The sequence below is a fragment of the Aphanizomenon sp. CS-733/32 genome, assembly GCF_028330045.1.
Taxonomy (GTDB): domain Bacteria; phylum Cyanobacteriota; class Cyanobacteriia; order Cyanobacteriales; family Nostocaceae; genus Dolichospermum; species Dolichospermum gracile.
This window is the reverse complement of the sequence record NZ_JAQMSE010000144.1, coordinates 45515-52944: the sequence shown is the minus strand read 5'-3', so window position 1 is coordinate 52944 and position 7430 is coordinate 45515. Positions and strand designations below refer to the sequence as shown.

Here is a 7430-nt window from a genome sequence, read left to right as displayed (position 1 = left end):
GGTATCCGGTGGTTAATTGTCTGAATCAGGATTTCCAGGATTTCAGGATTTACAGGATGAGGTATCCGGTGGTTAATTGTCTGAATCAGGATTTTCAGGATTTCAGGATTTACAGGATGAGGTATTCGGTGGTTAATTGTCTGAATCAGGATTTCCAGGATTTCAGGATTTACAGGATGAGGTATCCGGTGGTTAATTGTCTGAATCAGGATTTCCAGGATTTCAGGATCGCTGTGGTCAATTGTCTGATAACTTACAGGATGTGATTTATCATTTTAAGCGATCGCTTTCTAGTATCAAACATTAATTATTTAAAAGCTTCAATCTGATCCAAATAAATATTAATTAACTGATGATCAGCCACTAAAATTTCAATTTCTGGCCAAACTCTGGACAGGAGTGAGTGAAATTGACGTTTTCGCACATTCCCAAAGCGTAGATGTACTACTTTAGGCGGGAGTAAATCAACCATCATGCGATCAGAAAAATCTGCATCTTTGGTAACAATTACCAATTTTCTTTCTTTCGCATACTGCCATATTTGGGTATCACTTGGACTGTCACCTAACATGGAAACATGGACAATGGGTAAAGATGGGGTAAATTGAATTTTCACGGGTAGATTTTCATCGAATAAAAACCCATTCATGCGATTTTTCTCACTTCGTAGTGATTCCCCATCAACTTTGCTGCAAATTGAATACAAGCATAAATATCTTCTCGTTGTAGAGAGGGGTACTCTTCCAGAATTTCCTCAATTGAATCACCAGCGCCTAAAAACTCCATAATTGTTTGTACAGAAATTCGAGTATTAGTAATAATGGGTCGTCCATTACAAATGTCTGGATGAATAGTTATTCTACTTTCCATTTTGTTTACTTCTTGTCGTTACTGATTAATTGTAGCATTTGTCTGATAGCGTGGCACAATCCCAGGATTGGAAAGTTGTCAAGTATCCTCTAAATAGTCCCTAATAATCTCTAAAATCACTTGTTCAATCTCTGGAATTTTAGATGGGATAATTTCATCTTTAATATGCTTATGATCTGCGTAGCCCAAATCAGGTTTGTGTTTTGCATTATCATAGCGAAATATTAAGTTGTTTTCATTGTCTTGATAATGGAATGAATAAGAGAGCTTTTCTAATGATTCTTGTAGATCAATATATTCTTTGAAAAATAAGCGACTCCCCCGTGAAAATTCTAAATTTCCCTGGATAAAACCGACATAGTTTGATCTAGCATCTACTGAAAAATTAAAGGATGTAATCCACCCTTGGTTCACATATTTTTGAATAATGACAACAATATTAGCTTGGTAATTGTTGAGTGACATATTCTATGGTATCCAACTTTTGTAAAGCATTAATTAATTTCTCCTTAATTTTAATTTCTCCTGCCCAACTTACATATTCATCGTCCCCTCCTGATAGGTTTTCTGCTGTCCAATTAGTCCAGAAAAATTCCGATGAAACTTGATATTTTGTTTCAAATTCTTGCAATAATTTATTAGTTTTCTCTAAGGATCTTTGTAAATTTTTAATCTCAGATTCAATAGCTCCTTTAATTAGGTTTTGGACGATTTCAACGTCGGGAGCATCAGATTTAATTTGTACTTGTAACATAAGGTTTACTTCTTGTCGTTACTAATTAATTATAGCATTTGTCTGATAGCGTGGGGCAAGCTATATGAGGATTTTCAGGATGAGGTATTCGGTGGTTAATTTGAGCGATCGCTGTGGTCAATTGTCTGAATCAGGATTTCCAGGATTTCAGGATTTTCAGGATGAGGTATTCGGTGGTTAATTGGTGGCGATCGCTGTGGGAATTTGTCTGAATCAGGACTTCCAGGATTTCAGGATTTACAGGATGAGGTTGCTAATTTGAGGATAATTAATGATGAGCGATCGCTGTGGGAAATTGTTTGAATCAGGATTTACAGGATGAGGTATTCGGTGGTTAATTCGAGCGATCGCTGTCCCTAAATCCCTAGATCCCCGATTTCTTCAAGAAGTCGGGGATCTGAATAACCTCACTTGTTGAGCTATTGCACCAAAATTGCTAAACAACACTCAAATTCACTTTCAAAACAACATCGTTGTAATCTTTATCCCCCCCACCTGCTAAATCTTCAAAACCAAAGACGTTATTTCCTAACAGGCGAATATGATCCACTTTATCAGCATTAGCTCCTATATAGGCAAAGTAAGCTTGATCAACTTGTCCATTCAAAACTTGATCCACAGTGCGACCATTAGTAAGAATAAATGGAGCGAAAATACTTCCTCCTGTTAATGTCTTATCTGTAAAACTGGCAGTTCCTTGGTTATCAACTCTGAGGTCAATTCCCGCCACACGATTTTTGATAGCCGCTTGAGCATAACCTGAGTCTCCAGGACGGAAATCAACTGTACCATCAGCATCAACATCAATACCACCATTTTCATCTGCTACTTTATAAAAGCCAACGAAGTTGTTAAAAGCTGCTTCTCTATTCACAGTAAAATCAGCCTTTACATCTTGGGCTATACCTCTTAAATCAAGGACTTCTCCTTGTTGTTTTCCTTGGAGATTTGTACCCAATGGTAATGGGTCATTTGTAGATTTAATGTTGACTACCAAATCTTTGAAGTCAGTATTATTATTAGATCCATCTTTCCAAGCTAAGGAGAAACCATCAGTACCCAAATCTGTAATTTTTTGGCGGGAGAGGTCAGAGAAAAGTATGTCTGAAGTTGGGGTATTGCCATTTTGGACGCTATCAATTGTACCGTTTTTAACTAATAAGAATCTCAGATTATTACCAGATTCAAATTCTAGTATGCTTGTCAGGTTGTTGATATCAAATCCATTGGGAACATTAGCAAGAGTTGAGAAAATCACTTTTGATTTGTTCAAAGCTGCTTGAGTATAACCTGTTTCCCCTGGAGCAATGCCATTAATTTTACCTTGGGCATCGTCAACGGTAAATACAGCCAACTCATTGACTAGATTGGAATTACGTCCCGCAAGGGTAACTTGAAGTTTTGGGTTGCCAGAACCACTAAAAATAGTGAAGATATCATCAGCAGTTTTTGCGAGTGTGGGTGTTGCCAAAGCTGCATTTAAGGTGATAGAGGCTTGGTCATCTTCGTTGGGGTTATTATTATTAGGTGTGGAATCAGGATCGGTTTCATCAACTGCAATCACTTCAGCAGTAATGATGATAGGTTGTACTGAGTTGACAGTTGCTACCATGATCATTTGTACGGTGCTGTTAGGCGCGATATTTCCAACATTCCAGATTCCTGTATTGGGGTCGTAGCTTCCTACTGTGGGAGTGGCTGAAACAAAATCTAATGTTGTTGGTAATATATTCTGTACTTTGATGGCGGTAGCTGTACCAGGTCCTTTATCTGTAAGTTGCAGTGTTAAGGTAATTTTGTCGCCAACATTAGGGTTAGGATTGTCAATGGTTTGAGTCAACTCTAGATCGGCATTAGGGGAGACGATGGAATTAACTTTGTTTATACTCTCAAGAGAATTGTTAGCAGAATTGTAATCTAAGGCATCAGATGTGATACTGGTTTTGCCTAGAAGATTACCCGCAATGAAGGTTTTGCCTGTGAGATTAACAGTTACACTTTTCCCACTATCGAGATTTCCTAAATTAGCTGTCACGACACCATTATTTTGAGTAACTGGTTGGAAATTGGTAGTGGTTGCGGAAAGAAAACTTACTCCTGACGGCAAATTTTCTGTGAGAATGACATTGTTGGCTGTATCGGGACCATTATTGGTGACAGTTAAGCTATAGATGTATTGCTGTCCTAAATCTACTGCTCCTGAGATATCAGTTCGGGTTACTGAAAGGTCAGAACCTACTGGAGTGGTAGGTGTGATTGATAGATTGTAGTTGGTGTCACCATCATATTGATATACTCGAACTAAGTAATTTCCTGCGGCTAAGGCACTAACATGAATAAATTCAGCATCAGAGCCTTGCAATTCAGACATACTGATGATTTCATTAGAGTCAATTACTCCATTATTGTTGGTGTCTTGTGCAAGTTCTACATCTGCATCTCCCGATAGTCCATTGAGTTCTATTTTTAATCCCTTAACATCACCAAGCGTAAACTGATAAAAATCCTCTGGATCGACATTACCGACAAAATCGCTGAAGCTAGCTACTGCATTCAGGGAGCCAATATCAAAGGCGGTGCTTGGTGTATTTCCTGCTTTGTCTGGTGGAATATTTGCTGGGGGTGCAGATAGTTTAAGGTCATAGTTTGTATTACCGCTATTGACTCCCAGATGTAAAATGTATTCACCCGCTGCTAATCCTGTACGGCTTATGCCTTCACTGGTATCTCCTTTTTCGTCAGATGATGCAATGGTTTCATCAAAGTCTAGAATGCCGTCATTATTTTTATCCTGTCCAAGTTCGGCAAATAAATCACCATTTGACAAACCAGTGACCTCAATGCTCAAATCGCTGGTAGAGGATAGAGTGAATCGGTAGTAATCATTGCTATCAACTTGACCGATAAAATCGGATAGCTGAACGTTATTACCAATAACTCCTAAATCTTTGGCAGTATTTACTGTGTTTCCTGCATTATCAGTTGGAACTGGCAGAGGTGGAACAGATAAGTTTAGGTTGTAGTTTGTATCTCCACTTTTTTGAATAACACGGACGTAATAAATATTTGGACTCAAATCAGTTATATTTATCGTTTCGTCGCTATTACCACTCTCTTCAGAACTAGCAACTACCTCATAATCTTGCCGAATATTATCCCCATTAAAATCCTGAATTAGCTCTACATCAACATCAGCACTCAGTCCGTTAAGAAGTAAGCTAAAATCTCGATAAGTGAAGAAATATACTTCGTCCTCTTCTATTGGATTTCCCAATGTGAAACGATAGTAAATTTCTGGATTGGCACTGCTAATTGCCCCAGTCAAATCGACATTGCCTTCAAGCTGACCCAATTCAATAGCATTACTAAAATTGTTATTAACGCTAGAGATTAAAACATTGGTCAAGGGAGAGATTGCCGTGGTGGTATTATTGGCAAGATCAAGCTTAGGTGAAAAGGTTTCAATATTTGAGCTTTGTAAATTAAATCCCGTAGCATTAGCTCCTAATGCTGGAGTTGTGATCTCAAAATGTATGTGTCCATTATGACCCGAATAAAATCCTACAACTCCACCCCAAGTTCGAGGATCGTTGTACAAGACTCTTCCTACTAAGCCAGTATTCTGAAAACTTTGAATTAGAGTTTGTATATCATTTAAATTGTAACCAATATTAGTATTATCTTGAAGAAAGCCACTAATACCATTCAATATTTGCTGATTGTTAAAAGCCTGACTTCCTCTAACTGCATTTACTAAATTCTGAGGAGTAGAAGCAGCAGCTTGATACGTTCCATTAGGATTTCTGATAATAATTTGGTTATTGGATGCGGCTACATACCAAACATTATTAATTCTTGTCTCACGGAAAAAGTTTGCGCCAGGATGGTATCCCTCCTGTGGTCTTGTATCAATATCAACGCCTCTACCTCCATCATGACTGGTACTGGGGTCTCCCGAACCATTACTTCCGGTAACTCCAGTTGAGTTGATATTTATGCCTAAAGCATTCGTTGCACCTTGAATCGCAGAGGCAGAAGAGTTAATCCCAAATCTTCTTTGTGTATCTACAAATGTGAAATTTTGAATGCCGTTTAAATTCGTCCATTTAGGAACATTGCTTGAGTTTATTTCTGATTCTTTCAATGTCGAAGGGTGATTTGTAACCCGACCTCTTCCTCCACTAGCATACGAACCTAGAGGACGCTGACTGGTAGCAATATTAAACAACTGGATTGCCCAAGACAAATCATTATCATTCCCATCCACCACTAAATTATTGCCAGATTGTGGTGGGAATCCTAAATAAGCGAGTCTTTGTTCTTGACGATAAATAGCTAACTTTTTAGTTCCGGTTTCTACCTTATTATCACCAGTTGTAGAAAAACCATCTGTGATATTAAACTTCACAGGAATTTCAATCTTCCCATTAGTTAAAGTTAATGTACTCTGACCAATTCCAACATCATTTCTGGCTTGACCAAATTGAAGGGGAGTTCCAGTTACTTTAGGGACAAAATAGAATATTCCTTTCTGTAAGTTACTAGCATAATCATCAATATTGGTAGCGACACTCCCTCTATCATCAGTGCTTGTTGTGTTTTTTAACCCAAAGCTATTAGGATCTAAATCTAAATCTGAAAGTAAAACCCCAAGTTTTTTTAACTCCTCACCTATATCAACCTTGATAACATCTCCCAAAAGACCATTGACAGTTATTTCAAGAGGAGATGTTGCCACACTAAAATTCCAGGCAGTACCCGCATTAGGTGAAGTAACTTTTATTTCTAATTCATTGGAACTATTTTTTCCGATAATTGTTTTGCCGCTTTTTCCTCCAGGTTGAAGACCTACATCTCCTACAATTCTGTTACCTTCATACAAAATTTGAAACTCATCGGGAATTCCATAGTTTTCCCATGAAAATGTAACTAAGTTGAGATCAGATTGTAAACTAAGCGGATAAATAGATGGAGTTGATCGTTGTCCCCCGCTGTCGGAAACACTTGCTTTTTCAATGTGAATTACTTGCCCATCTAAAGTAATAGTTGTATGATCATCCTTATCCTTCAACTGCTGTAACTGCTCAGGCTCAAATATCTTACTTTGAACAACACCTGAAAAGATCGCTCCTTCATCACCAGAAGCATCTAAAATGTTTATTTTTGCATCTACAGCATGACCAATTTCTTCCAATAATAGTGAAGTAATAGAAGCTATGTTGTTTGAATTTTGGTTGAGATAATCTTGAGATAAATAGATAGTATTAGTGGCTTGAGCATAAGCTCCAATTGCTCCACAAAGTTCAGCCCCAGAAAGAATTTGAATATTGGGAATTACGCTAAAATCTTGATTTTGCCAAGCAATTTGAAAACTATTTGAATCAACTGCAACACCAAAAGCCAATTGCATTTTAGTTTGAAAATCTGGACTATTGGCAAAACTATATAATTGATTCTTTGCTAATTCTAATGCTGATGTTATGATTGATTGATCTTTATCATCGTGTAATAACAAACCGTAATTTTCAGACATTGTATTACCTCACTGGTTTTAGATATATTGATTGCTAGTGAAATTACCCTAAAAATAGGATTAGTTGTCAATTTTTGATACAAAAAATAGTAGCTAGAATAACTAGACTAAAATTCGCTGTATTCAATAACACAAAAGATCCAGTCCCTTTTATAACCCACTGACCTTTTTCCTTTTCTTGATATGTAAATTCGGTTTTTACTCCTTGGGGACCCACATAAATCTTTAGAGCTTGATTAGGAGCAAGTTTTTGGTTTACTCTTACCGTTTTAG

At 37.4% G+C, this 7430-nt stretch carries 5 protein-coding genes; all 5 read right to left on the bottom strand.

Annotated features, from left to right (window positions below; translation table 11 throughout):
- Positions 1 to 307: 307 nt before the first annotated feature.
- The 5 genes from PN471_RS11355 to PN471_RS11335 all read right to left on the bottom strand — a co-directional run bounded on the left by PN471_RS11355 (position 308) and on the right by PN471_RS11335 (position 7157).
- Positions 308 to 649, bottom strand: a complete 342-nt coding sequence (locus PN471_RS11355; protein WP_271776934.1) for a DUF5615 family PIN-like protein — start codon at positions 647 to 649, stop codon at positions 308 to 310.
- Positions 646 to 870, bottom strand: a complete 225-nt coding sequence (locus PN471_RS11350; RefSeq protein WP_039201637.1) for a DUF433 domain-containing protein — start codon at positions 868 to 870, stop codon at positions 646 to 648. The genes PN471_RS11355 and PN471_RS11350 overlap by 4 nt, the downstream gene beginning before the upstream one ends.
- 78 nt (positions 871 to 948) lie before the next feature.
- The gene (locus tag PN471_RS11345) at positions 949 to 1335 is read right to left on the bottom strand and encodes a toxin-antitoxin system TumE family protein (protein ID WP_271776933.1); all 387 of its coding nucleotides are present in this window, start codon (positions 1333 to 1335) and stop codon (positions 949 to 951) included.
- On the bottom strand, positions 1310 to 1624 hold the full coding sequence (locus PN471_RS11340) for a hypothetical protein (protein WP_271776932.1): 315 nt from the start codon (positions 1622 to 1624) through the stop codon (positions 1310 to 1312). Before PN471_RS11340 ends, PN471_RS11345 begins: the two co-directional genes overlap by 26 nt.
- Before the next feature lie 436 nt (positions 1625 to 2060).
- Positions 2061 to 7157, bottom strand: a complete 5097-nt coding sequence (locus PN471_RS11335) for a DUF4114 domain-containing protein (RefSeq protein ID WP_271776931.1) — start codon at positions 7155 to 7157, stop codon at positions 2061 to 2063.
- Between the last annotated feature and the right edge of the window lie 273 nt (positions 7158 to 7430).